The sequence below is a fragment of the [Phormidium] sp. LEGE 05292 genome (assembly GCF_015207735.1).
In the GTDB taxonomy this organism is placed as follows: domain Bacteria; phylum Cyanobacteriota; class Cyanobacteriia; order Cyanobacteriales; family Aerosakkonemataceae; genus Floridanema.
Genome location: NZ_JADEWG010000003.1, coordinates 1 through 25,967 on the forward strand (window position 1 = coordinate 1; position 25,967 = coordinate 25,967).

At 40.6% G+C, this 25,967-nt stretch carries 25 protein-coding genes and 1 tRNA gene; 15 read left to right on the forward strand and 11 right to left on the reverse strand.

The genetic code is table 11. From position 1 onward, the window contains the following. The 3 genes from IQ264_RS32590 to IQ264_RS01705 form a co-directional block, all read right to left on the reverse strand. On the reverse strand, positions 1 to 187 hold a 187-nt coding region (locus tag IQ264_RS32590), incomplete at its 3' end, for a hypothetical protein (RefSeq protein ID WP_228061209.1). Next, entirely contained in the window at positions 159 to 416 is a 258-nt protein-coding gene (locus IQ264_RS01700) for a hypothetical protein (RefSeq protein ID WP_193977979.1), read from the reverse strand. The genes IQ264_RS32590 and IQ264_RS01700, both read right to left, overlap by 29 nt. Positions 417 to 632: 216 nt before the next feature. Beyond that, a complete protein-coding gene (locus tag IQ264_RS01705; protein WP_193977981.1) occupies positions 633 to 1,214 on the reverse strand; it encodes a DUF3611 family protein in 582 nt (193 codons plus the stop codon). Positions 1,215 to 1,372: 158 nt separating this feature from the next. On the opposite strand from IQ264_RS01705, the gene IQ264_RS33330 reads away from it, so the two are divergent. The 3 genes from IQ264_RS33330 to IQ264_RS01715 all read left to right on the forward strand — a co-directional run bounded on the left by IQ264_RS33330 (position 1,373) and on the right by IQ264_RS01715 (position 3,026). Beyond that, entirely contained in the window at positions 1,373 to 1,504 is a 132-nt protein-coding gene (locus tag IQ264_RS33330) for a hypothetical protein (RefSeq protein WP_265583011.1), read from the forward strand. 537 nt (positions 1,505 to 2,041) lie between these two features. Further along, positions 2,042 to 2,446 carry a PadR family transcriptional regulator gene (locus tag IQ264_RS01710; protein ID WP_193977983.1) on the forward strand — a complete coding sequence of 135 codons (405 nt, stop codon included), beginning with the start codon at positions 2,042 to 2,044 and terminating at the stop codon, positions 2,444 to 2,446. A 43-nt stretch (positions 2,447 to 2,489) separates the two neighbouring features. Then, positions 2,490 to 3,026, forward strand: coding sequence for a cofactor assembly of complex C subunit B (locus IQ264_RS01715; protein ID WP_193977985.1), 537 nt, complete (start codon positions 2,490 to 2,492; stop codon positions 3,024 to 3,026). 516 nt (positions 3,027 to 3,542) lie between these two features. Here the strand turns inward: IQ264_RS01715 and IQ264_RS01720 are convergent. Beyond that, a complete protein-coding gene (locus IQ264_RS01720; protein ID WP_193977987.1) occupies positions 3,543 to 3,860 on the reverse strand; it encodes a DUF3155 domain-containing protein in 318 nt (105 codons plus the stop codon). 431 nt (positions 3,861 to 4,291) lie between these two features. On the opposite strand from IQ264_RS01720, the gene IQ264_RS01725 reads away from it, so the two are divergent. Beyond that, on the forward strand, positions 4,292 to 5,644 hold the full coding sequence (locus IQ264_RS01725) for a GAF domain-containing sensor histidine kinase (RefSeq protein WP_193977990.1): 1,353 nt from the start codon (positions 4,292 to 4,294) through the stop codon (positions 5,642 to 5,644). Positions 5,645 to 5,775: 131 nt separating this feature from the next. On the opposite strand, the gene IQ264_RS01730 is transcribed toward IQ264_RS01725, so the two are convergent. The 4 genes from IQ264_RS01730 to IQ264_RS01745 form a co-directional block, all read right to left on the reverse strand. Further along, positions 5,776 to 6,468, reverse strand: a complete 693-nt coding sequence (locus IQ264_RS01730; RefSeq protein WP_193977992.1) for a hypothetical protein — start codon at positions 6,466 to 6,468, stop codon at positions 5,776 to 5,778. Between the two features lie 34 nt (positions 6,469 to 6,502). Next, entirely contained in the window at positions 6,503 to 7,057 is a 555-nt protein-coding gene (locus IQ264_RS01735) for a cyclic nucleotide-binding domain-containing protein (RefSeq protein WP_193977993.1), read from the reverse strand. Between the two features lie 286 nt (positions 7,058 to 7,343). Then, on the reverse strand, positions 7,344 to 8,093 hold the full coding sequence (locus IQ264_RS01740) for a hypothetical protein (protein ID WP_193977995.1): 750 nt from the start codon (positions 8,091 to 8,093) through the stop codon (positions 7,344 to 7,346). A 282-nt stretch (positions 8,094 to 8,375) separates the two neighbouring features. Then, positions 8,376 to 10,742, reverse strand: coding sequence for an NACHT domain-containing NTPase (locus IQ264_RS01745; RefSeq protein WP_322744581.1), 2,367 nt, complete (start codon positions 10,740 to 10,742; stop codon positions 8,376 to 8,378). 123 nt (positions 10,743 to 10,865) lie between these two features. Between IQ264_RS01745 and IQ264_RS01750 the strand changes: the two genes are divergently transcribed. Beyond that, positions 10,866 to 11,267, forward strand: a complete 402-nt coding sequence (locus IQ264_RS01750; protein WP_193977996.1) for a response regulator — start codon at positions 10,866 to 10,868, stop codon at positions 11,265 to 11,267. 264 nt (positions 11,268 to 11,531) lie between these two features. On the opposite strand, the gene IQ264_RS01755 is transcribed toward IQ264_RS01750, so the two are convergent. Continuing rightward, positions 11,532 to 13,754 carry an NACHT domain-containing protein gene (locus tag IQ264_RS01755; RefSeq protein ID WP_228061210.1) on the reverse strand — a complete coding sequence of 741 codons (2,223 nt, stop codon included), beginning with the start codon at positions 13,752 to 13,754 and terminating at the stop codon, positions 11,532 to 11,534. Between the two features lie 193 nt (positions 13,755 to 13,947). Here IQ264_RS01755 and IQ264_RS01760 point away from each other — a divergent pair, with 193 nt between their 5' ends. The 10 genes from IQ264_RS01760 to IQ264_RS01805 all read left to right on the forward strand — a co-directional run bounded on the left by IQ264_RS01760 (position 13,948) and on the right by IQ264_RS01805 (position 24,396). Next, positions 13,948 to 14,097, forward strand: a complete 150-nt coding sequence (locus tag IQ264_RS01760; RefSeq protein WP_228061211.1) for a hypothetical protein — start codon at positions 13,948 to 13,950, stop codon at positions 14,095 to 14,097. A 423-nt stretch (positions 14,098 to 14,520) separates the two neighbouring features. Then, complete coding sequence (locus IQ264_RS01765) at positions 14,521 to 14,793, forward strand: hypothetical protein (protein ID WP_193978000.1); 273 nt, start codon at positions 14,521 to 14,523, stop codon at positions 14,791 to 14,793. After that, positions 14,780 to 15,121, forward strand: coding sequence for a type II toxin-antitoxin system PemK/MazF family toxin (locus tag IQ264_RS01770; RefSeq protein ID WP_193978002.1), 342 nt, complete (start codon positions 14,780 to 14,782; stop codon positions 15,119 to 15,121). The genes IQ264_RS01765 and IQ264_RS01770 overlap by 14 nt, the downstream gene beginning before the upstream one ends. 234 nt (positions 15,122 to 15,355) lie before the next feature. Further along, entirely contained in the window at positions 15,356 to 18,385 is a 3,030-nt protein-coding gene (gene sbcC / locus IQ264_RS01775; protein WP_193978004.1) for an exonuclease subunit SbcC, read from the forward strand. Positions 18,386 to 18,419: 34 nt separating this feature from the next. Next, positions 18,420 to 18,491, forward strand: a tRNA-Thr gene (locus tag IQ264_RS01780). Positions 18,492 to 18,601: 110 nt separating this feature from the next. Next, on the forward strand, positions 18,602 to 18,862 hold the full coding sequence (locus IQ264_RS01785; protein WP_193978006.1) for a FitA-like ribbon-helix-helix domain-containing protein: 261 nt from the start codon (positions 18,602 to 18,604) through the stop codon (positions 18,860 to 18,862). Positions 18,863 to 19,035: 173 nt separating this feature from the next. Beyond that, positions 19,036 to 19,353, forward strand: a complete 318-nt coding sequence (locus IQ264_RS01790) for a type II toxin-antitoxin system VapC family toxin (RefSeq protein ID WP_228061224.1) — start codon at positions 19,036 to 19,038, stop codon at positions 19,351 to 19,353. A 171-nt stretch (positions 19,354 to 19,524) separates the two neighbouring features. Beyond that, positions 19,525 to 19,713, forward strand: coding sequence for a hypothetical protein (locus IQ264_RS01795; protein ID WP_193978008.1), 189 nt, complete (start codon positions 19,525 to 19,527; stop codon positions 19,711 to 19,713). Positions 19,714 to 19,837: 124 nt separating this feature from the next. Beyond that, positions 19,838 to 20,236, forward strand: a complete 399-nt coding sequence (locus tag IQ264_RS01800) for a hypothetical protein (RefSeq protein WP_193978010.1) — start codon at positions 19,838 to 19,840, stop codon at positions 20,234 to 20,236. 14 nt (positions 20,237 to 20,250) lie between these two features. After that, entirely contained in the window at positions 20,251 to 24,396 is a 4,146-nt protein-coding gene (locus tag IQ264_RS01805; protein ID WP_193978012.1) for a zinc-ribbon domain-containing protein, read from the forward strand. A gap of 40 nt (positions 24,397 to 24,436) precedes the next feature. On the opposite strand, the gene IQ264_RS01810 is transcribed toward IQ264_RS01805, so the two are convergent. Continuing rightward, entirely contained in the window at positions 24,437 to 25,309 is an 873-nt protein-coding gene (locus IQ264_RS01810; RefSeq protein ID WP_193978014.1) for an oxygenase MpaB family protein, read from the reverse strand. A gap of 63 nt (positions 25,310 to 25,372) precedes the next feature. Further along, entirely contained in the window at positions 25,373 to 25,942 is a 570-nt protein-coding gene (locus IQ264_RS01815; RefSeq protein WP_193978016.1) for a Uma2 family endonuclease, read from the reverse strand. Positions 25,943 to 25,967: the final 25 nt, after the last annotated feature.

The following is a 25,967-nucleotide window of genomic DNA, read 5'->3' on the forward strand; positions in this document are numbered from 1 at the left end:
CAAGGAGACAAGGGGACAAGGGGAAAGATGATTTTTCCGTTGTTTGCATTATCTCTCCTTCACAAATCAATTTCTCCGTTGAAAATGAATTAGCCCTGCCATCTCCCCACCCTCTGCCCTTACTGCTGAGTTGTTTCGCTGCTGTGGGCGATCGCAATTTATCCAGTTGGTTGATTTGGAGACTCATTGTTTAGGTTAGCTACAACTGAATCAAATTGCTTTTTTTGCTTTTCTTTATCATCACTATTGGGTGAGGGTAGCCAGTATCCTAATACACCTGTTAAACCTCCCCAGTATATAGCTGTATTTGGGTTATCTTTTGCATCAGCAGTGCATAGTTTGAATATACATAAACCAATCACGATCGTACTAAAAAATACTTGTACACCAAATCTCCAAGATTCAAAGTTTTTCATAGTAGTATACCAAGAAACAACATTAGTGTTTTCGTCTATTAATCACTATTAAAGTCTATGCTTCTAAAAAAATATAAGTACCTTTAAGGGTACTTATATGCTCCAAGATTGATACTGAACTTTCTGTTAATAACTTTAGTTACTACTTGTGAAACTCTTAAATTTCAAGGGTTTTCCCTATGTCTCTGCTGCCTCAATGATTAATGTATATGGATTTTAGCGGCTGATGCGATCGATCAACCAAAGCGCCACAATAATTCCGGCAAAATGTCCAGCAATCGTATTAATATTTGCTTGTACTGCCAAAATATCTAAAGAACTAATTAGGCGAGAAGGATCGGCGTAGATAGCTGTTTGGACTTGGGAAATTGACTTGGCTGCCAAAGAACCAACGATCGCCCAAGCACCCAAAATAGTTAGTAACATTCCCACTAAATTAATTATTAACCCCATACGAAGGATCGGGATAGTTTCTGCTTTCCGAGGTCGCATACTGGGATTAGATGATTGCAATTGTCTGCCAATGCGAACATAACGGAAACCCATGTAAACACCGATACCCAAACTGACGATTCCGCAGATTGCCAAAAACACCCCAAAACTAGTTCCTGGATTGCCACTGTTGGCATTATTGGTGTTAGGTGAACGACTGAAAACAATAAACAACAGCAACACGACTATAGAAATTACACCTAGTACTAACTGAAGCCAGAAACTAGTCCAGCCTGCAATGCGGAAACTCCCGGCTATTTGGCGAATAGCCGCTGGAACTGATGAGGAATCTGATTTATTTGCCATACGGATCAACCTGTTAGCTAATTTAAGATAGAGAAAAATTGCTGGTATGTGAACTTTGCTTTCTATACGATCGTCAGATCATTTTAGTATTCTCCGATTCAGCTAGAGTAAGTCAACCAAATAAAGTGTCCTGGAAACAACTATTTTGATCGCAGTTTATGCCATTTAAGTACCCAACCAGCTTAGGTCGGCAGTTATTGGCTCGCGGTAGTTTGGCTCTTACCTTAGTAGGTAGTTTGGCACTTTACCACCAAAGTGTCTTGACTGATAGGGTAGTCTTAGAGTATTGACACTGGCGAGTCGATCGTACTCATCATCTCATTGCCAGCAAAAATCTGCCCTATGAAAATAAAATTTTCTTTAGCAAAACTGATGGTATTGATAGAGAAGAAAAAGGAGAAAAGATGCGCCTTTGTTGGCTAAAATTTTTTAGGAACAATAAAAATTAAGAGTTTTCAGTGCTTCTGTTACACCTAGCTTGTAATTGACCGCTAATAGTTCATGTTACTTTGTTTTTCTTGGTTAAAAGGAATCTGTTCCGGGCTTTTTTGATGGGCCATGAAACTCTCAAGCACAAACAAAGCAAAAATATTTTCTGAATCTGGTGATCAGACGAAGATTTGACTGTCTAGAATTGATTGTAATATTAACCAGTCTCCCATCAGAAAAAATACAATCTCATCGTCATTGATGCTGATACTGATGAGTCATATTAGTCCTGATTGAATCAAGACTAGCTAGCTGTTCTGATGATCGAGAGATCGGGTTCGTGTTCAGCGTTATGCGAATCAAGCAAGAAACAATGGAGTGTTAAGCAGGTTATGCAAATGAAATTTGACGACATTTACCAGTTTTTCGATAATCCTCCCCCGATATATCTGACCAAGGAGTTAGCGGTTTGTTATGTACTTTCTGTCTTAGCACGGGGAGAATCCTACGGAACAGAACTAATTCAGTTAATTGAAACGGAATACCCGGCTTATCGTCTTTCCGATACAGTGCTCTACAGTGCTTTAAAGTTTCTGGAAGAGGAACAGGCGATTAGTGGTTACTGGAAGAAGGTAGAAGGGCGGGGTCGTCCCCGGAGGATGTACCGCATTAAACCGGATTGGCGAGAACAGGCGCAGAATTTAGCTGGTCTTTGGCATGATTATGCGACTAAAAATTTCCAACCTGGTGAATCTTTGATTAACAATCGGGAAGCTGTTAAGGAGGTTTCAGAGAGAACGTAAATTTATGTAAAGTTAAAGATACTTCTCTGATTCAATTTCCAGCATGAGTACGACGATTCTTTCTTCAACTTTGCTGCTTACGGTACTGTTAGCGATCGGGCTATTCTTCTTTATCAGGGCTTCTGTGAAGAATAGGACACAAGTAATTCAATTGATGTCAACAGAGCCAACTGATTCGCTTTTAGCCCAATTGCAGCAGCATTTCACGCAGAGATCCTATAAGGTCGTCGCTTTAGATGCCACTCAAAACCAAGTAACTTTTGCCGGATTCGTGCGTCCAAGTTGGTTTTTAGCAGTTTTTTTGACCTTTTTGGCGGCGATAGGAATTCTTTGCTTGGTTTTGGTGTTGTCGTTTCTGTTTCCCCAGATAGGGTTGCTGTTTTTAGCTCTGGAACTGTTTTCACCTGCCGCAGGCATCTTTTACTGGCAAAAAGCTGGTCGTCAAGAGCAGGTTTCGCTGAAGTTTGAGAATGCAGCGGCAGAAAGTACCCAAGAAACACAGAATTTGATTACTGTAACTGGGCATCGAGATGAATTGTCGGTTTTGCGAGAGACTTTAGGCTGGCAACAAGTTTCATAAATGCCGAGTACACAAAGGCAGAGGGTAGAGAGATGGGGAGACAAGGTGACAAGGTGACAAGGTGACAAGGGGACAAGGGGACAAGGGGACAAGGGGACAAGGTGACAAGGTGACAAGGAAAATTAAATTTTACCTTTCCCCTCTGCTCCTCTACTCCTCTGCTCCTCTACTCCTCTACTCCTCCTATATGTTTAACCCCATTCAAGCTGAGGTTTGAATGGGGTTGATTTAATATTCTTATCTAGCTGATTCGTGACCATTCTAATGTGCTTGAATTCGCCACGAAAATCTTTCTGAGTTTTGTTTTTCCATCGCCCCTTGAAATCTCAATCTCTGCCTTGGGGTATGGGGTACCGGGCTGTTCTATGGGTTTGTGAAAACCGTTGTTAACCCTGCTGATGAACTCCATACCCTGACACCTGATTACCATTGAGTTAATCCTGGTTTAGCAAGGTGTAAATAGCAGAATTGAGAGGAAAATTTTGGTTCTTTCCCACCATTTTTCTATTTATCTGTTCAGACTGACACTGTGACGAGTTGGGGTTTTTCGTTTGGGTGTTCTAATTCCCGCAAGCTAGGGAACAGAAAATGGTTTTCTTCCACGTACTGCGCCCCAAATAAACCTTTTTCTGCCCAGAAGTACCGATCTGTAGTATGCTCGTTACGCTTCACTAGCAGCAATGCGGGTGGTGAAATTCCTTCGGCTTGAATAAATTTTCGTGCCGCCGTTACAGGTTTTTCTTGCCCACTTTCAATGCTATATTGAGGCACGTGCTCAAGAATCCTCCGGCCTTCTTGGCGACGACGACTTTTGCGCTTCCGTCTCCTTGCCAAGCTGTCTACCTCCTCTTTAAGGGAATAATTGTAATGATATTTACAAAACCGTCGAAAGTATATCGGCTTGAGTAAAAAAAATCAAGTTTTATTAACTCTTTGATACAAAACTTTCAGCGAATCTAGTGGATAATGGAAAATTTTGATGAAGAGGAACTGAAAGGGTAGAATAATCAGACGATTTGTGGTACGGGGCTGGGGGATAAACAGTCTGTGGAGGGAAGTTTGCGGCTGGAAATGCTAGAGATGATGGTTGAAAAGTCATAATTAATTTTATGTGAAGTGAAAAAAAGTTGCGTTTGTGGCATGATGATTGCCTAAACTGGATATACTCAATCTCTTCACACCTGATGCCCGAAACAAACTGGTTATGGTTTAGTTAGGGCAGTTTAGTTAGGCAAACTATTATTGATTTTATAGGCTGATCTGCTATGTTGATGCCTGCCAGTTCAGAATTCGTAACTCTTTGTCAAGCGCAGGTTGATTTGTTGACGCAATCTTTGGGTGCAGCGTTGAGTGTGGTGTATGTGACGGAAGAGGTGGGGGAGAAGGAGACTAAGTTAATTCCGATCGTTGCTTACCCGGAGGCTGGGGTAATGAGGGAGGAAAAACGATCGCTAAGTTTGTTACCAACTGAACTGCAAGGAATGAATCCTAAACGCCGTTTACCTGCGGCTGTGGGTAAGGATGGGTTGATGTTGGATCAGTGGGCGAGGGATGAGGGAAAGGGTAATTTTCTGTCGCAACAAAGACAGATTGTTTTCCCTCTCATACATGAGGAGGTGGTGATGGGTTTGTTGGTGACTAGTAGGGGAGATAGGGCGTGGAATGAGTCGGAGAGGAGTCAAATTGAGGAGATTGCTCAAACGATCGCGATCGCTTGTATTTTAGACCAACGTTCGCAATGGTTGGAGCAAAGATTTAGCGAACAACAACGTTTGCAAGCTCAACAAAATGATTTGTTACATAATCTTTTACATCAGTTACGAAATCCTTTGACGGCGTTAAGGACTTTTGGGAAACTGCTGGTGAAAAGGTTGGGTTTGGATGAGAAAAATCGGGAGTTTGCGAATAATATTTTACGGGAGAGCGATCGCATTGAAGATTTGTTGCAACAGTTCGATCGGGTGATTGATTTAACTGATGATGTCAATGAAGCCCCAGCGGATGGGTTTTTAGATAATTTGTTGACGATTTCTCCGGTTGAATCGAAGGTGGAAACAGAAAAGGCGAAAAATGTTAAGCAACCTTTGCTGTTGTTACCGGAGTCGGGGTTGATGGAAATTCCGAGTTTGTCAGCTTGTTCTTTGGTGAAGGTTTTAGATTCGGTTTTGGCGGCGGCTTTTGCGATCGCACAGGAGCGAAATTTAACTTTTAAAGCGGAAATTCCTAATAGTTTACCAGTTATAAAATGTGATAGTAAGGCTTTAACAGAAGTTTTGAGTAATATTATAGATAATGCTTTGAAATATACGCCTTCAGGCGGCAAGGTTTTTGTAGAAATTAAACGGAAAAATACGGGTGATGGTAAGTTTTTGGGTGTGGCGGTAAGTGATAATGGGCTAGGTATTCCTAAGCAAGATTTAGAGCATTTGTTTGAAAGGGGTTTTCGGGGTGTGAAGGAAAAGACGGAGATTCCGGGGACGGGTTTGGGTTTGGCGATCGCAAAAGAATTAGTCCAACAAATGCAGGGAGAAATTGAAGTTTTTAGTCCAGCTAAACATCCAGAAATCAAGAAATTAGGAACTACTTTTATTGTCTGGTTGCCAGAGTTTAGCGAATAACAAATGGTTCGTTGCGATCGCTTCAGTGCTTTTATTCAGAATTTAACGAATAGATGATGGTTCGTTGTGAACACTTCAGTGTTCTTATCTCTGAGAACACTGAAGTGTTCACAACAGACAAGTTTAATGTGTTATTTTAGGACTAAATCAGAGTTTAGAGTTAGGGTAAAATCTGTATTAGGAAATATTGTAATAATTGTGGCTTTTTCTTGATTGCGAAATGAGCCAATTAATGCCTCTGAAGAACCGAAGCCAGAATTTAATAATACTTGTTGGGAAGTGACAAGTGGGTTTCCTGACATAGCTGTAAAAGCCGCAGCTGCTGCTGTACCTAAAGCAGAATTTTGCACAATTTTGTCAAGTCTTTGATTTTTAGAAATTTCGGAAATTCTATTAATAATTCTCGAACTAGCACTAATTTCAATTCTTTGACCATCCGATAAAACTAACGCTTTGGCAACAAATTGAGCAGTTTGCTGGTCTTGCATTGTTATTAGTTCGCCAACGATTTGACTACCCGCAGGAATTAAGGAATTGGCATTAAAAGAAGAGACATTTCTCGGTAAAGTTAATGTCAAAGGAATTGGCGCTGGTTCATTAGGGGAAACTAAAATTTTCTTCGCTACAGCGTATCTGACAGAGAGTGTTGTTCCCGCCGGGATTCTTACTGCGATTTGTCTGCGGGGAGTTTCTTCTTGCTCTTGGTTAGTATTAGTTTGGGCGAAGTTAGGAGATGGACAAACTAAAAATATAGACGCAGCTAAATTAATTGTTAAGGCAATTAATAAAGATTTTTTTGTTTTAGTAAAATTGGGCTTATACATAAACTACTCACGATAGAATTGTTGCTCATGATTTTCAGGGATTTTTAAGTTGAGATTCGTTGGTTCTAAGTCTTCTAATTATCCAATCAAATCTAGTTCTAGCGAGGCTAATGTTGTCTAAAAGATAGGGTGGCAATTGTTCTAATTTTACTTCTTCTGCTTCTGCCTTACCGTAACCTAATTGACTAACTAAATCGCGCATTCTCAGAGAAAGTAAAATTGCTAATGAACGGTAAAAACGGGAAGCAAAACTAATATCAAATTGCAATTTTTTAGCTAATTCTCTACGAGGAATGGACAAAACTAAAGAATTGTTTAAAGAAGTAACTGTGGCTGATGGGGGACGAAAATCGATAAAAGACATTTCTCCCACAACTTCACCGCTTGTAAGTGTAGCAATTTCTTTACCACCAAGGGCGGAAATAGAAACTGTTAAGGTTCCTTCTAAAAGAATATAGATGGCATCAACGGGTTTCCCTTCTTCAATGAGTACTGTATTAGGTGTAATGTTTTGCCATTTACTGGTTTGAATTATCCAGTCAACGTCGTCATCGCTGAGTTCTCCCAATATTAAAAAGACTTTTTGCATAAATAAATTCCTGGTACACTGCTAAAAGGATAGTTAAATAATTTATGAAGCTTAATTAAGCAATTCAAAATCAAGAAATTGGAAGATAGCAACCCTTTTGGCAATTAGCTTAATGCAATTTATCAGCGCGATCGCTATATTATTAGCGATCTATTGCGATACAGATCATCCACAGGCGATGCTGTATTGTACAAGTTTTCCAGTTTTATAGGTAAAGTGTCAATAAAAAAACGATCGCTATTACAAATTGTAGAGCGATCGCCTTTTTTTGGAGAAACCTGAGCATTTAGATGCCTCTGTTGTACCCTGGATTAGAATTTGGGTTACTGTAACCGGGGTCGCTATAACCCGAACTGTAACCAGGGGCACGTCCAAAGGAATTAACGGTTAAATCGGAGTTTAATCTAAGGTCGAGGTCGCTGTCGGGATCGATGACTACAACTCTATTGGATCTGTTGCGTCCTCCCAAGAGTAACCCGCCTACGGTACCTACGCCTGTACCTGCGAGAACTTCTAATGCGTCAATACGACGATCGCCTGTAACTCCAGCGATTAAAGCGCCAGCAGCAGAACCAACAGCTGCACCTGCTAAGAGACTGGTAAGGTTTGTACCTTTGCGAACTTCTTCTGTTCTGGTGATTACGTCGGAGGAGGCGTTGATCGATCGGCGTTCTCCACCAGGTAAAATTAAATCTCTAGCTACAAATTGAGAACCACCACTTGCGGGTCGTAATTGTCCCGAAACTTGACTTCTAGCGGGAATTAGGATTTCGCCGTCACGAGAAACCACATCGCGATCGACAGTCAGAGTTAAATTAGTAGTTTCGTTAGGAGAAACCACAATTTTTTCTGCTGAATCATATCTAACTTGAATCGCAGTTCCCGAAGGGATTCTGTAATTACCTCTTTGACTAATTGAATCTCGATATTGTGCTGAAGCGGGAGAAGCAATTAAAATTGGTGCGATCGCAGAAGCACTCATTCCCAAAGCAACAATTAGCGCTGTTGTTGATTTCCAGTTGCGAATTTTAAACATTACTTAGCACCCTCCTGGGGTTTTTCTGTTGAATTTTATGACGCTGGTTTAAAAGGTTTGTTTCCCATATTGTTTATATTTATTGTCAGATATTTTGTAATTACCTTTTTCTAGGCTAACAACGTTAATAATGAGGTTCATCAACCGTTTGGGGTAAGACTATTTATAGATATTTTTTGTTTGTGCTGGGAGGTGTTCGGGAAAATATTTAAGACGTGGAATTGAACATTTTGTTCCTGGTAATTTTGGGTAATGGTTTTTAATTGATGAGCATGAGAATTACTAAAGATGGAATTTCGGCAATAACAAACTCTCCTCTATTTCCTGTCTTACTTGCCGATTTACATAACAATCGCTATGCAAACAATCTACCAACAATTTATTGGCATCATAATATTGCTGAAGCAATTTTTGCTGCTGTTTGTTAAATAGCCAACTGTGACCGATATTGCGATACTCGACCATTAATAATTTTAATTTTTCGATCCAGGTTTGGCTGTTATTCTCCCACCATTGCCTGAATTTCCAACCGTCAGCATCAATGTCGGGAAATTGGTTTTTCAGTTCTTGCAAAGCTTTTCCTAGTTTAGGATCTAGTATATTGGCGCGTTCGCAGACTAGGAAAAATGCGCCTTTAAAAGGATATGGAGAATTAGTAGGGAAATCGATTTTCAAAGTTCGATCGCACGCGAGAGTAAGCAGATCGTCAAGACCTAGATCGAGGGTGTGGATATTGCCAAGAGCTAGTAGAATGAAAAGACGACGATCGAGAAGGCTAATTAGTTCCCGATCGCAATAATCAAGTGCATTTCGCTGCGAATAGCGATCGCATCCCAACTGAAAATAAAAAGCGCGTACAGCAGCAGATTTATAGGGAACTTCTACAGAAGCAGATTTCTCTTTTACCCAGAGCAAAAATTGTTGCAATTTTTCATCATTTGCGACTAATTCATTTACCTGTTGTTTCATTAATTGCAATAGATAATCTGCTGGCTGTAACATTCCTACAGCTAGCATAAATACTTCTCGCCAACGGTGTTCCGTAATGTGATTAACTAGATTTTGTGAAGCAATTTCTAATGCTTTAGGCCCAGAACTATTGACAATTTTTCGGGCTGTAAAATATTCCTGAAATGTCAGATGAGAAAAAGAGTAAATTCCTCTGGCTCTTTCTACCAGTAAACCATGTTGTGCTTCGATCGATTTCAACACGGCTTCGCTATCTAATTGTAAAAGTTTTGGATCGGTTTCTGCATCGGGTAAATTGCAAATAAAATCGGTAATGTAAGATTCGATTGTCTGTTGTTTAAAAAAGTAATCCTTGTGCTCGAATGTAGTTAAAGCTATTTGGCTGAGTAAATCTTTCTTGCGCTGAACCGATAGTTTTTTGTAAACTTCGTCTCGACGAATAATTCCCCTTTTAGCATCCCATTTTCTTAATAAAGTAGCGATGCCTTGCTTGTATAATTCGGCGCGATTGGAAGGGAAATCACCTGCATCTTCAAATTCTAATAATAATAGCGTCAACAATAAAGGATTGGTTGCTAATTCTCTAATAGATGGATTTGATTGTAACTGTTGTAAACATCTTTCGGCGGTACTTCCTGCTATTTCTAGTTCACTAGTACAAAATTCCGAGTTTTCTTTTACTTGAAACCACTTGGTTACAAATGACTTAATCTGGCTCTGATTAAAGTCGGTGATTTCTACTTCGGTGAATTTTTCAAAAGTATATTCCTGTCCGGCAATCCGACAAGTGATGACAAATTTGTTTTGATAGTATTCAGACGAAAAATCTTGTATTTCTTTGATTACTCGATTAGCATCTTCTTCTCTGATTTCATCTAAGCCATCGAGCAAAATCAAGCCTCTGCCCTCTTTTAATATTTCGATAATTTCGTCGATCTTCACGTTACAATTAGATAACAGATGGGCAATAAATTCTAGGTGATTTGTTTCATTTCTGGCTTCAGCAAAGTCTCTTAAAGTGATAAAAACAGGTAATAAATTTGTAAAAATTTTGCCATAGCTGCATTGGATGGCAAGATATTTTAAAAATGTGGTTTTACCAGAGCCCGGTTTTCCTAAAATCATCAGTTTTGGATAACGTTCAACTGCTTTTAGACCAGGGACTCTTTCTTTAATAATTCTACTTAGTCCAAAGCGATCGAAATTTTCTGATTCCGGGTCAAAACCTTCTAGTAAATTGGCTATTGTTAACCGCCTACTGCCAGTGATTTGTTCCAAAATATTAACGTTGGTGTAGATATCTGTTAAGCCGATCGGTTGCGTCATATCTAAAACTCTGATTGTGCCGCAACGCTGTTGAATAATTGGTTGTATTTTGGCTCGAATATTTTGAACAAGGCTATCTATATTGATGCTGGTGTAATTAGGTTTTTGCTCCGGCTGCCATGCAACAATATCCTGTAAATCTAACTCTAGAAAATCGCATATATTCAGGAATATTTGACTTTCTACAGGCTGACCTCGGAAAAATTTCCAAATTGGCTGCCGAGATTTACAATTTACCTCATTAGCTAGTTGTTGTTGGGTCAATCCGGTGCGGTTGAAAGCCTTTTTTGCTTCTTGAATTCCTTGTTCGGATGCTTGGAGCGATCGCTTACTCATTTTCAGTATATATTTCACTAAACTTTTGTAAATTTTGCTTGCGAATTCATCTAAGCCAAACATTACGCAAACATTACACAAACACCTGTTTGTAATACTGGTGTTGTTTGGATTTGGAACAATTCTATCGAGGAATTTGTTATGGCAACCGTTCTGATTGTAGAAGATGAGTCGATGATCGTTAAAGTGTTCTCTAAGATTCTCACTAAGGCAGGGGGCTTCATGGTACGCCACACTGAAAATGTGGAAGAGGTAATCCAAATTGCCCAGTCTGGGGAAGCCGATTTGATTATAATGGATGTTTCTTTGAAGAACAGCTGGTATGAAGGACAAATTATTAATGGTTTGAAAATAACTCAAATGCTGAAAGCTGACTCGAAAGCGGCTAAAGTACCCGTAATTTTGGTGACAGCTAGCTGCTATGCGGGCGAACATGAAAACTTTCTGAAAATAAGCGGTGCAGATGGCTACATTGCTAAACCAGTTGTGGATTATCAAGACTTTTTGGATCAGATTCGAGCGATGATACTAAACAGAGGATAAATTATTGATTTGAGCGGCAATATCATGCTAACCGATGATACAACAACTGCGATCGCACTCTCTCCATTTCCCAATTTTCTGAGTTTACAGAGGCTTTAAAGCTGACAGCAAAGGAGTTGGAAGAAGTGCGATCGATCGGTCGAATTTGATTCTAATAATTTATTCAATGTAATTCACGATTTTGTGAATAACGAATTTCACCCACAAATGACTGGAGAAATGGTGAATTAAGCGAAATTTTTAGTAACTTATTCGCTAAATTTGTTAAAAATTTGGTTTGGAATATTTTTCTATTTCGCAGATGGGTAATAGTAACGTATCTTCGATGTATTGTCGGACTTCTCGGCTGACGTAGCAATCGCTGTTTAGACAATCTATTAATAATTTATTAGCATAGGAATATTGATTTAGTAATATTTCCTGATTTCCGCTTAGCTGCCAATCATGACCGATATTTCGGTGTTTTATCATTATTGGTTTTAATTTATTAATAAACGAGATTTTTTCATAATTGTAGGGCTTAAGGGGCTTAGGCAATTCGGCTATTAGTTCTGATAGTGCTTGCTTCAAATCTTCGTCATTCCTATTAACAAGGTTATAAGCACGAGTAAGTTGAAACTGCCCAGAAGGAGTATGTTCTCCAACTGTAGCAAGCTCTAGGTCAAGAGCAAGCTCACTAGCACTGCGAAAAGCTCTTTCTAGACCATAAACACGAGAAACATCAAATGAAAGATTAGCTTCAAGAGCATTAATAATTATTTCATACTGAGAACGGTTTAGACTACTTAATCTGCGATCAATTCGGAATAGGTAAAAAGCTCTAATAGATGCTAATTTATAAGGAAGATTAACTGAAATAGACTTCTCACAAGCCCATTTTAATAATTGTTGTATTTCCTTTTCATTATTTATAGTTTTATCAGACTGCTCTTTCATTAATAGCAATAAACTGTCAGCACTTGGCGACATCCCGACTGCTAACAAAAAAACTTCTTGCCAACGTTTTTCCATCATCTGGCTAACCAAATTTTTTAATGCTATTTCTGATGACTGCTGAACAGTAATAAACTCTCTAGCAGTGAAATACTCATGAAATGTCAAATGAGAAAACGAATAAATTCCTTTAGCTCTTTCTACTAATAATCCATGTTGGGCTTCAATTGACTTCAAAACTCTTTCACTGTCCAGTTGCAACACTTCAGGATCTGTGCTGGCATCGGGTAAATTGCGTATATATTTTATAATATGTTGTTCAGCCACTCTCTGTTTAAAGAAATAATCAGAACTTTCAAATGTATTTAAAGCAACTTTACTGAATAAATCTTCCTTACGTTGAACTGATAGCTTTTTGTAGACTTGATCGCGGTATATTCCTCGTTTAGCATCCCATTTCTTCAGTAAAGCATCAATTCCTTCTTTGTAAAGTTCTGAACGATTTGCGGGAAAATCTCCTGATTCCTCAAAGACTAAACAAAGTAATGTCAGAAGTAAAGGATTTGTTGCCAATTCATAAATTCGCTGATTTTCTTGAAGGCGGTACAGGAAATTCTCTGGCTTTACAGCTTGATTTTTAAACCAGTTATTTGCAAAGGTAGCAATTTGTTGCTCATCAAAATCAGCTACTTCTACTTCAGAAAATTTCTCAAAGCTATATTCCTTTGCTGCAATACGACAAGTCATGACAAAGCGATTGTCACGAAACTGGTCAGAAAAATCTCGAATCTCTTTTAAAACTCGTTGGTTGTCCTCTTCCCTAACTTCATCTAATCCATCGAGTAAGACTAATCCCTTGTTATGTTGAAATATTTCAACAACGTGATTGCCTGTAACCTGGCAAGTAGATAATTGCTGGCTGATGTATTCTAGTAAATTTGGTTTATCCTTAGCTTCAGCAAAATCTTTGAGAGTGATAAAAATCGGTACTAGTTCAGTCTTAAATTTACCCTCTACAGACTGTATTGCTAAGTATTTTAAAAAGGTTGTTTTACCTGCACCAGGTTTTCCCAAAATCATTAATTTAGGATACTTTTCGACTGCTTCTAGTCCTGGGACTCGCTTTTCTGAGATTCTGCCAAGTCCGAAGCGATCAAATTCTTCAAAGTTACATTCTTGGAATAATTCAGTAATTTCTTTGCGTGTGCGCCCGGTAATTTTTTCTAAAATATTGACGTTGGTGTAAATGTCATTTAATCCAATGGGTTGATTCATATCCAATACGCGCATTGTTCCGCAGCGTTCTTGGATGAGGGGTTTTATTTTTTGACGTACTTCTTGGACTAGGGAATCTATATCTGTTACTTCTACTTCATTATCTTGGTAAGCAACATCTTGAGCATTCAAACCTAGAATTTCACAAATACCACAAAATATTTCAGAATCAACAGCTTTCCCATTAAAAAACTTTGAAACTGGCTGACGGCTACATTTAAGTCTTGCTATTAACTTTGTCTGGTTCAGTCCTTTTGTAGTTAAAGCTTGTTTTGCCAATAAAATAGCTTTTGGAGATAGCTGAAGTGAACGTCCTGTCATATTCAAGTGAAAATACTTTTACCTATTTTACTGACTCCCGCTAATAACTGTTCTCTAACTCATTCAAACTTATACAAAGTCATACATTCAACAAGCCCATCTCATTCACGATTTTGGTGAACCTATAAGAGTCGTGATTGGTAAAGCTTGTATGGACACTATCTCAATAGTTATACTCACTGCTTTCATTACTTGGGTAATAGAACGTTCTGCGGATGCTTGCTGCAAACTTATAAGTAATAAGTGGCGCAAAGGTCGCAAAGCTAAAAACTTGAAACCATCTAAGGAACGTGACGAATAGAATTCGTAGCTAGACAGACGAAACCCGCCTGCGCGGGTTTTTTGTTTGTTTTTTAAATTTTGGACTGGTAGGCTTTGTCTAATTGTTTAAAGTAGGGGCGAAGCATTTGGGCGATAAATTTTGCAACTCACAAAAAATTCTTGTACCCAAATGCTTCGCCCTCCCCCGCAGATGATCTGTATTTACAATCTTTCGCTAAGACAGGGCGAAGCATTCGGATATTCATATTTTGGTTGAGTTGCTTAAATTGTCGCCCGAATGCTATAGCGCTATCGCGCATGGCTTCGCTAACGCCCCTACAAAATTTCTGTCCGATACGCTATTTTACATTTGCCAAAAGTTTGTGGAGTCGATCGCACTCACCCCACCCAATTTAATATAGTAAAGTGCCTCATATTCTCCCCAAACTACCAACTAACACCCATGAGACAAACCGAAATCTTACAAGCACTCAAACAACTAAGCAACTCAGAACGCCTTACCATTGCTACAGTTGCTTTGCAGATGGCGCGGGAAGATTGGAAAACTCTCACTCCAGCAGAAAAAGAGCAACAACTTGCTATCTCAGCCCAACTAGCAGTATTAGATTATTTAAAAGATGAAGAACTAACTGCTTTCACTGCTCTGGATGGAGAAGACTTTTATGATTATACAGATGAAGATTTAGCCAATCTAGATTCCCATGCAAAGAAGTGAAGTTTGGCTAGTTAATCTAGCGCCTACCGTAGGAGCAGAAATCAGCAAAACTCGTCCTGCTGTTATCGTTAGTAAAGATACAGTGGGAATTTTGCGACTTAAAGTAATTGTTCCTATCACAGATTGGAAAGATGATTTTGCAACTAGAGTCTGGATGGTGCGACTTGAACCTAACGCAGAAAATAATCTCACAAAAACCTCAGCAGCAGATGCTTTTCAAGTCCGTTCCATCTCCCAACAAAGATTTGTTCGTCAGATAGGAACCATTCCCGAAACAACTATGGAAGAAATTAACGCCGCCTTAGCTACTGTTCTAAATATCAAGTAATAACTCAAATTACTAGTTACATAGATTGTTGGTTAGATCCCCCCTAACCCCCCTTATCAAGGGGGGAACCGGATTCAAAATTCAAAGTCCCCCTTGGTAAGGGGGATAATGGGGGATCTAAAACGTCTGGGCTAATAACTAGCAACTTACGTTAATAGTTTTACAATTTAACTATGCAAAAGTGCAAATGTACTGGTATTAATAAAGAAAGAAAGGTACGGCGAAACAGCCTGCATGATTCCTCTACAACTCTCATTAACAAACTTCCTCAGCTATCGTAAAGCAACCCTGGATTTTCGGGGATTGCATACTGCTTGCATTTGTGGCGCAAATGGGGCGGGAAAATCTTCCCTTTTAGAAGCTATCACTTGGGCGATTTGGGGCGAAAGTCGGGCGGCGACTGAAGATGATGTCATCCACTCTGGCGCGGATGAGGTTCATGTGATTTTCGTTTTTGAACATCAACAAGCAGTTTATCGCGTTTTACGATCGCGTCGCCGAGGCGGAGGCGCAACTTTAGAATTTCAGGTAGAAACCCCTACAGGTTATCGCGCTTTAACCGAACGGGGAATGCGTTCAACTCAGCAATTAATTTCCGAACACCTGAAATTAGATTACGATACTTTTATTAATTCCGCTTATTTGCGTCAAGGTCGAGCCGATGAATTCATGCTCAGAAAACCCACTGAACGCAAACAAATTTTAGCAGATTTGTTGAAGCTAAGTCAATATGAAGAATTAGCCGAAAAAGCCAAAGATTTATCCCGTCAATTTAAAGGACAAGCGGATCAAATTCAGCAGGATTTAGACAGAATTAAAATTCAGTTACAACAGCGAGATGTCATTGCTCAAGAACAAGCGATCGTAGAAGCCCAGATCAACACTCTCCAACAAGCCCAAGCTGCTGATAATCAAGAATTGCAAAGGTTACAAGCTCTACAACATCAGCGCCAAACTTGGGAACAACAACTAACTTGGCAACAACAACAATATCAGAATCTTCGGGGAGATATTGAACGACTCCAGCAAGATTTGGCGAGTAGTCAACAGCAACAACAAGAGTTAGAAAATCTCCTGAGTCAGGAAGCAGAAATTACTGCTGGTTATGCTCATTTTCAAAACTTGCAATCTCAAGAAGAAGCATTAGCCGGAAAATTTCAATCCCATCAAAAAGCAGTTGAACAAAAGCGCAAGTTACAAGAACAACAAACTGGGGTAATTAACGAGTTAAATCTGCAATTGCGTCAGATACAAACTCAGTTACAAGAGTTAGATAAACAGGAACAACAAAACCAACAAATTTTAAATCAAACAGGCGAAGTTGAAGCAGCTTTAGCGAAGTTACAACAGGCGCGAATTCGCTTAAATCAATTGGATGAATTGCAATTGCAAGTTAGTCCTTTGTTGCAGCGTCGTCAACAGTTGCAAAACCAGATCGATCGCACTCATGCTAAACTCAGCGCCAGGTTAGAGGAAATCTCCGCTTCCGCTTACCAATTGCAAGCACAGCAGCAACGTCAACCAAAATTGCAACAAGCAGTCATGGAAGTGGCGACGCAAATCGATCAGTTGGAGAAAAAGCGAGTTTACCAACAGCGCGTGCAGGAGAAAGGTTTAGAAAGACGCAGCTTTATGGAGCGTCTGCAAGAAAATCAGAGGGTATGTGAGCAAAAAATCGGAGAATTGCAGCAAAAAATCGATATGTTGCAAAATCCCGATGCAATTTGCCCTTTGTGCGATCGCCCCCTTGACGAACACCACTGGGATAGAGTCGTTCAAAAAACCCAAAACGAACACCAGGAAATTCAACAGGAGTTTTGGGTAATTCGAGAGCAATTAGCAGTCTGCGAGCGAGAAATCCAGGTACTTCGGGGTGAATATCGCCAATTATCCCAAGAATTAGCACCTTATGATAATTTACGAGAACAAAGGGGAGAATTGCAAGCCCAACTTCAGGCGACAGGCGATGTACAACAACGTTTGCAACAAATGAGAGCGGAAGTTGAGCATTTAGAGCGATCGCTAGCCACTGGAAATTATGCCACAGAAGTCCAGCAAGAACTGCGCCAACTAGAGCAAGAGTTACAAAACTTGAGCTACGATGAGAAAAACCACGCTTTAGCCCGAAATGAAGTCGAAAGATGGCGTTGGGCGGAAATTAAGCAGGATCGAATCAAAGAAGCGCAACGTCGTCAAACCCAAATTAGCAGCAGAAGACCTGAACTACAAGCCCAAATCGCCGAAATTCAAAGCCAAATTGAGCAACAACAAACAGATTCCGAATTATCGCGTCAAATTGCCGCTATTAACCAGAAAATCGCCGAAATAGATTACAAAGAAAGCGAGTACAACTCTGTAAGAACTGCGGTGCGTCAAGCACGTAATTGGGAAATGCGCTATCAACAATTGATTGCGGCGCAACAACAATATCCGCAAATTCGCCAACGCTGTCAAGAGTTAGCGGGAGTGTTGGAAGTGCGATCGCAAGACGTAGAAACTGCTAACCTACAAATTACTAATATCATCAAACAATTAGAGCAAATTCCCAACACATTTAATGAAATTCAAACCATAGAACAGCAGATGCAATGGCGAAAACTGCAATTAGAAGAACAGTTGCGTCAAATGGGAAGTTTGCAACAACAATTACAGCATTTGGAAAGACTAAATCAAGAATATCAAATTCAAACTTCCCAATTAACCAAAGCAAAACGTCAATATAAAGTCTATAACTCTTTAACAGAAGCTTTTGGTAAAAAAGGTATTCAAGCTTACATGATTGAGAACATTTTACCACAATTAGAAGCCGAAACAAACTCTTTATTAGCAAGACTTACAGGGAATCAATTGCACGTTCAATTCGTCACTCAAAGAGCCGGAAAAAGCGGTAGAACATCAAGTAAAAAAGATGTGAAAATGATTGATACCCTGGATATTTTGATTGCAGATGCGCGGGGTACTCGTGCTTACGAAACTTATTCCGGTGGCGAAGCATTTCGGATTAACTTTTCGATTCGTTTAGCATTAGCAAGACTACTAGCACAACGCGCAGGAACAGCTTTACAAATGCTGATTGTAGACGAAGGTTTTGGAACACAAGATCAGGAAGGTTGCGATCGCCTAATTGCGGCGATAAATGCGATCGCCAACGACTTCGCCTGCATCCTCACCGTCACCCACATGCCATACTTCAAAGAAGCCTTCCAAGCGCGAATTGAAGTCAACAAAACACCCAACGGTTCCCAATTAAGGTTATCTATGTAGATTTCCGAAAAGTTGTGATACAATGATTAATTGTGCCGATATAGCTCAGTGGTAGAGTAGCTGATTCGTAATCAGTTGGTCGTGGGTTCAAATCCCACTATCGGCTTAGTAAAATCAAGGGTTTCAGCCATTCACCTTTTTACCTGTTACCCATTATTACCTAAGATTCACCTAAAATATCCACTAGCTAAGACAGTTGCTTTAAAGAGGTAAATTATGGCAACATTCACCATCGAAAACCTACCCGATGACTTAATAGCACAATTGCAACAACTTGCCAGCCAAAACAATCAAACAATCAATGAGCAAATCATCAACCTATTAAAACAAGCAGTACAAAAACCCCAACCTCCCCTAAAATTTCTCATCTCTCCCGAAACAGATCCCACCTGGGAAGAACGCCGCAAAGCTGTCCCTAAACTGCAAGCAGAAATCGACCAAAGACTAGAACAACGCCGTGCTTCTAATGTTGAATAGCTTGATAGCACTGCTTTACTCAGAGAGGATCGAGATAGATGACAACGCCCTTACGATGCGTTATTGATGCGAGTGTGGGAATTAAGCGATTTGTACCCGATCCTTTAACCCCAAAAGTTTATCAACTGTTCGCCCACCTCGCTATTGGGCAAACATAATTCTTCATCCCAGATCTGTTTTATATTGAAATCGCAAATATCTTTTGGAAATATGTTCGCGCCGGACTTTACGCTGCTGCGGATGTTCCAGCAGACTTAGCTACCCTAAAAACTTTCCCTCTACAACTTGTTTCTATGGCTGAGTTAATGGAAGAAGCCGTTAATATCGCTATAGTTTACGGAATTTCTGCTTATGATGCGTCTTATGTTGCGCTTTCTCACCGAGTCAGTGCCCCTTTACTCACATTAGATCAAAGATTAGTAAATACTCTCACCAATGCACCTTATAACGTGCAGTTATTTACCAACTTTTCTGTTCCACCTTTGCCTTAAAATAATGCACAAACAAATCCTGATTATTAACCGATCGCGTTTTACCTTTGAATGAAAATGAGCGATACGCGCTACGCGCACACTTCGTGAACGCACTCCAAAAATTAACTAAAGTTGAGAAGGAGCGATCGCACTCCGAAAATTAGCTAAAGTTTAGAGAGCGATCGCTTTTTGCCTTTGAGTGAAAATGAGCGATCGCACTCCCAAAATTATCTAAAGTTGAGAGAGCGATCGCACTTCGATAATAAGTTGAAGTTAACAGAGAGCGATCGCTTTTTACCTTTGAGTGAAAATCAGCGATCGCACTCCCAAAATTATCTAAAGTTGAGAAGGAGCGATCGCACTTCTATAATAAGTTGAAGTTAAAAGAGAGCGATCGCTTTTTTCCTGGAAGTGGAAATGGGCATTACATTTTTAGAAGTGTTATATTAAAAGGAAAGTGTCTTACCTCACTTGCAAATACTATTAAATTATTGAGGTCAAAATGTTTGGTTATTCAAAAGAGCTAGAAGCAAACATTAAACGAGGAGATCATATATCTAATGAGCTTGCAAAGCATAAAGCTCAAGAAGAATACGACAAATCAGCTAGTGGAGTTTTTGAAAGATTGCAGTTGTGGATTGAAAAGGAAAAAAGTCAACTAGAAGCTGATGAACAGCTACAGGTAGTTTACTACAATCGGGCAGGAAACCCCATTTATTTAAATCAAATAAATTACTATAATCCTCAAATGATTATACTGCGTGGAGAAGATACCGAAGGAAATAGTCATCGGCTTATAATGAATATGAACTTGGTTGAGCTAGATCTAATTCGGCTAAAGATTAAAGGGGAAAACAAGAAGCAAATAAAATTAGGATTTGCGATTGAAAATATTAAATAGCACGAATCTATGTAATGCAAAACTCTAGAAAAGATCCACTGTCAATTACTCATCCCCAATTAGCTACTCAATGGCATCAAGAAAAAAACGGAACTCTTACTCCAAGTCAGGTGCTAGCAGGATCAGAGAAAAAAGCTTGGTGGATATGTCCTAATAATTCTAGCCACGAGTGGGAAGCTGTTATTAATAGTAGAGTTAGAGGGAATGGATGTCCATTTTGTAGTGGGCATAAAGCTTCGATTGTAAACTCACTTGCCAGTCTTTATCCCGAAATAGTTAAGCAATGGCATCCCACAAGAAACGGAACACTTACACCAGATCAGGTAACAGCATATTCCAATCAAAAAGTCTGGTGGAAATGCCCTAATTGTTCCGATCATGAATGGGAGGTGTCACCAGCAAGCAGAACATCCAAAAGAACAACGGGATGTCCCTTCTGTAGTAGTCGAAAAGTCTCAATCTCAAACTCTCTAACTAGTCTTTATCCTGAAATAGCTAAACAATGGCACTCTACAAAGAATGGAACTCTCACACCCAATCAGGTATCGAGTGGTTCACACAATAAAGTGTGGTGGAAATGTGCTATTGGTATTGACCACGAGTGGGAAACTTCTATTGCTAATAGAGTACAAGGAAAAGGTTGTCCGTTTTGCGCTGGTCAAAAAGTCTCTGTCACCAACTCACTAGCCACTCTTTGCCCAGAATTGGCTAAACAGTGGCATCCAGAAAAAAACGGGACACTCACACCATCTCAGGTTACAACAGGCTCAACTAAAAAAGTGTGGTGGGTGTGTACAAAATACTTGAATCATGAGTGGGAAGCTAGTATTGGGCATAGAGTCAGTGGTAGAGGATGCCCTTTTTGTAGCGGTCGAAAACCTTCAACTACTAACTCCTTAGCAAGTCTTTACCCTGAAATAGCTGCACAATGGCATCCAACGCGAAACGGGGAACTTACACCACACCAAGTTGTAGCAGGTTCACATCAAAAAGTTTGGTGGATATGTCCCAAAAGTTCTGATCATGAGTGGGAAGCATCGATTGGAAACAAAGTTAAGGGTAGGGGGTGTCCTTTTTGTGCTGGACAAAAGCCTTCAGTAACTAACTCTTTAGCAAGTCTTTATCCTGAAATAGCTGCACAATGGCATCCTATAAAAAATGGATCATTGACTCCAGATCTAGTTATGCCAGGTTCAGAAAAGAAAGCTTGGTGGAAATGTCCCATCAATCCTACTCACGAATGGCAAGCTAGCATTTACAGCAGAGCTAACGGCGGTGCAGGATGTCCTGCGTGTAACAATGGGTGGACAGTGGGAGCCATACGTGGATTTGTAGCTTCATTAATTAACTATCTCAACACTTTTACACCTGCTGAACTTTATCTCCTCTTTCAACAAAGCGGACTCCTACAAACTCAAGGCAAAGGAAAAGGCTTTGTAAAAGCTCTCGTTACTGGACGCTTTCCAATAGAAGAACTTGAAAAGTTTGTCAAAGGTGAACCATCGCTAGCAGACGAATTCCACCAAGATAAAAACCTAACACTCGAAGCACTCGAAACCAACAACAATAACCACAACCCAGAAACCCAAAAACCAACCACAGAAGACCAAATTGACCAAACAATCGACCCATCCGACGAACAAGACGACCTAAACCTTCCCATCGTCCAAACAAAACAAGTCCTCAAATCCTTAGATCATCACATCGTATCCTCAGCCGATGCAGAAGCCGTCGAATTTCTCATCGCCTCTGCAAAAGCCAAAATTTGGAAACACACCTTTCAAGAAGAAACCACAGCCATCACCCAAGCCGAAACATACACAGGCGACAGCTACGCCCAACGAGTCAAAAGCGAATTCCTAGACGAATATCACCGCGCCAAAAACCTCCAAATCCCCACAGGATACGCCTTCCAAATCAACGGCAAACCAGCAGAACCAAACCTGATGCAACGACTCATAGCCGTTCGAGTCCGCGACAACAAACGAGTCGGAAATTGGTCAGGAACAGGTGCAGGCAAAACCCTCTCCGCAGTCCTCGCCAGTCGCGTCATCAACGCCCAACTCACCCTAATCTGCTGTCCCAATAGCGTCGTCGAAGGTTGGAAAAACGCCATCCTCGACATATTCCCAGAAAGCCAAATCGCCACCAAAACCTTCACACCCAACTGGCAAAACAGATCCCCCCTAGCCCCCCTTAACAAGGGGGGAACTCCAACCACTCCCCCTAATACAACTCAACCCAACCAAGAAAAAACTCTAACAACTCCCCCCTTAGTAAGGGGGGCTGGGGGGGATCTTTCCCCTAATACAACTCAACCCAACCAAGAAAAAACTCTAACAACTCCCCCCTTAGTAAGGGGGGCTGGGGGGGATCTTTCCCCTAATACAACTCAACCCAACCAAGAAAAAACTCCAACCACTCCCCCCTTACTAAGGGGGGTTGGGGGGGATCTTCCCCGCTACCTCATCCTCAACTACGAAAAATTCCAACAACCCGAATCCCCCGACTGGGTGCGTACCCTAATCGAAAGCGAACAAATCGACTTCATCGTAATCGACGAAATACACTACACCAAACAGCGTCAAGTTGAGGATATGTCCCGACGCAAAGAACTGATCGGTGCCCTCATCGCCAGCGCCAACGAACAAAACCCCAACTTGCACATTATCGGAATGTCCGCCACCCCAGTCATCAACAACCTACAAGAAGGCAAAAGTTTAGTCGAAATGGTGACAGGAGTCGCCCACAACGAACTCGACATCCGCCCCACAATACCCAACTGCATGAAACTGCATCAGCGACTCGTCACTCTGGGCATTCGCTGGATGCCAGAATATAACCTGGAATACGAACAAATCGAAATCCCTGTTGACTGCGGCGACTACATCGACCAAATTCGCGCCCTTGGTAAAAACGGCACCCCACTAGAACTAGAAAAAATCCTCACCCACGCCCGTTTACCCGTAATTCGCCAACAAATCCAACCAAAAACCCTGATTTACACCCATTACATCCAAGGAATCGACAGTTTACTGAAAAATGCCCTAGAAGCAGATGGTTGGCGAGTCGGATTCTACACAGGCGAAGACAAATCCGGTTTACCAGGATTCCTCAAAGGCGAAATTGACGTACTCATTGGTTCCAGCGCCATTGGTACAGGAGTAGATGGTTTACAGCACGTCTGCAACCAGCTAATTATCAACGTCCTACCCTGGACTCATGCCGAATTTGAACAACTCAAAGGACGCATCTACCGCCAAGGACAAGTCAACAATAAAGTAAAAATGGTCATTCCCCTGACCTTTGCCACAGTTAACGGTCAACATTGGTCATGGTGCGAATCTAAAATGCAGCGTCTTCGCTTCAAAAAATCGATCGCAGATGCAGCCGTTGACGGCGTAGTTCCTGAAGGACATTTACGCACCCCCGCCCAAGCCTACCAAGATGTGATAAGTTGGCTAGAACGCCTCGAATCTGGCGAACTCCAAATCATCACCCGCCCCAAAATCATTATCCCAATTCCAGAGATCGATCCCACAGATGTGCAGCGAAGATTGCAACGTTACGGCGACTTCTCCCAAATGAACCGTCTCTGGAATCAAACTCACAGCGCCAAAACTCACCAACGCCTGCAAGAAAATCCCGAAGAATGGGCGCAATATCACACATTATATCAAGAATCTCGAAAAGATTGGGCGATTATTCCCTACGAAGAAATGATTCGTTGGTGTCAACAACGTAGCGGTTATGTTATCGGTGATTTTGGTTGCGGTGAAGCCAAACTTGCCGAAGCAATTTCCGACAGACATACAGTTTACAGCTTCGATCATATCGCTATTAATAATAATGTAATTGCCTGCGATATGTCTCACGTTCCCCTCAACGATGAAGAACTTGATGTAGCGATTTTCTCCCTTTCCCTAATGGGTTGCAACTTCACCGACTACCTAAGAGAAGCACGTCGTACACTTAAACTCGATGGTCAATTGCATATTATCGAAGCAACTTCCAGATTTGGTGATATTAATCAATTCTGCACTGATTTAGAAGCTTTAGGATTTGCCATTATTAGCCTTGAAGATATGTGGAAATTTACCCATATCACGGCTAGGAAAACTTACCGAAAACCACAAGCTGGAGTGGAATTGAAGTTTTAGGAAAAATCCGATCGCACCCATCCCCCATCACCCCTAAAATTCAAACAGAAATCTTCTTCTTCAAATCCTCATCACTTGGCCCTAATTTTGTCACATCATAATTATTAGCAGGATAAGAACGAGAAGGTCGATCGACAAATAAACCAGACCTAGTGCGTGCAGGTAAATAACTCAGCACCCAAGCGCGTGCGTGCAAACAAAATTCGATAAACTTTTTCACCGCAACTGGAGGCGCTTCTAATTCAAAAGCTTTTAGCGATCGATCGTCTAAAATACAACGAAATACTAACTCAACCAACCCTCTAGGAACCAGGGGAAACCAACTAGAAATTAAGCCAACAAACAAATGATACAGTTCTTTAGTGGCAGGAGAATTATAAACAAATTTATCCTCATATTCCTGCTTAAAACGTGCCATTTCTGCTAAAGAATCAGGCAAATCTTTAATATTCATTCGTTTAGCAATCTCTAGCCAAAAGTTCAGCCATGCAAAGCGTTCTTTTTCTGACATTCTTCGCCAGCCAAAGCGATCGTTCCAATAAATAGGTTCTAAAATTAAAGCAGCAGTAATATAAATAAAATCTTGATTATTGATCCGAAAATGACCATGAATATAGTTCATTCGTTCAATGCAGGCACGACCTTGTTCACTATCATAGCCATGCTTAATCATCTCAAATAGCAAAATTGCAGTATCATCATAACGCCTCTGAGTGTGTGCCTGAGCATAACCCCGCTTTGCTACTAAACCAGCCATTCTCGGACTAGCAAAAGCCCTAACAAATGCCAATTCAATGTAACTTCGCTGAAAGTCCCAAGGGAACTCATAACTTACCATAATTTTGACAATTTCTGAATGATCCTTAACTGGATCTAATTGCTCTATTTTATTGAGATTATCATAACGCCCCATTTTCTATTCCTCGTGTTAAATACTTTTTTAATAAAAGCTTTCAACCAAGATATTTACCCTGTACTAAACAAAAAACTTCGACACAACACAACTAAAAACAGGCAACAAAGGCGAAGTTAATTCATCATCATTCATCAAAGTCGCCACTAACACCAACCGCGCATTTTCTCTGCGATAAACCTCAACTTTTTTCAGCCGCCAATCAGCAATCCAATACTCTTCAACACCCCGCGTAGAATAAAGTTTCAATTTCGCTTCTCTATCTCGTCTTACATTCTCATTACCCGCAGATAAAACCTCAACTACTAACTCAGGCGCACCCGTCAAATGTCCCGCTTCATCTAATAGTAAATCTAACCTTTCATTACTCGCCCAAACTACATCAGGAATCACATCATCTGACTCACCAAAAAGCACCCCAGCAGTGATACTTGCTTCTCCTAAACCACTTGATTCCGACCAACTATCAAGTTCTCGAAAAAATTTACCACAAGTACGTTGATGTTTCCAGTGAGGCGCTCTCGTCATAAACAAATCTCCATCTACAACTTCGTAGCGCGTACCCTCATTTTCCGGTAAAAGCTCTATATCTGCGGTAGTCCAACGCACTCCCGGAGTTTTCGCATAACTCATGGCAGAACTCCTTTTCAGTGGTACT